The organism is Jannaschia formosa (assembly GCF_003340555.1).
GTDB classification, from domain to species: Bacteria; Pseudomonadota; Alphaproteobacteria; order Rhodobacterales; family Rhodobacteraceae; genus Jannaschia; species Jannaschia formosa.
Window position 1 is genome coordinate 1 of record NZ_QPLJ01000122.1, and the last position, 627, is coordinate 627.

Sequence of the window (627 nt, forward strand, 5' to 3'; positions counted from 1 at the left end):
ACCGCCCATGGCGGGCAGCCGCCCGCCGTGGTCTACTTCAACACCATCAAAACCGATCAGCAGGCGCAGGCAGTAGCTTAAATATCCCCAAAAACTGTCCAAGGATCGGGGAGTAGCTCAGCCTGGTTGAGGTCGCAGCCGCAGATCGAGCTGGTCGCCCGAGACCGCAACGGCGGATACGGCGGCGCTGTCGCGCGTGCTCTGCCTTGCGCGATCCAGGTGGCGGATCGCTGGCATCTTCTCGAGAACGTCAGCGCGGCGTTCCTGTCGGTGGTCCGACGGCAGATGCCGACGATCCGCCGCGCCGTCGGCGCGACGGAACTCGACCCCGCCCTGCTCACCGCGGCTGAGCGCCTGCAATACGACGGCTTCCAGCGTCGCCAGCAGACCAACGAGTTCGTCCGTCGGCTGGCCGCCGAAGGCGTTCCGATCAAGCGCATCATGCGAACCACGGGGCTGAGCCGCGGACTCGTCCGCCGGATCGTGCGCGGCGAGCGCGACGACGTATTCCGTGTGCGCCAGAACAGCCTGACCCCTTGGCTGCCTCGGCTGGAGCGGGAGTGGGCCTCTGGGTGTCGCAACGCGGCGGAGCTCTGGCGCCGACTTCGGACCTGCGGCTTCGGTGGC

1 pseudogene is annotated in these 627 nt (G+C 67.8%); it reads left to right on the forward strand.

From position 1 onward, the window contains the following. Positions 1-105: 105 nt before the first annotated feature. Positions 106-627: pseudogene (locus DR046_RS23105) on the forward strand (transposase); the annotation flags it as partial.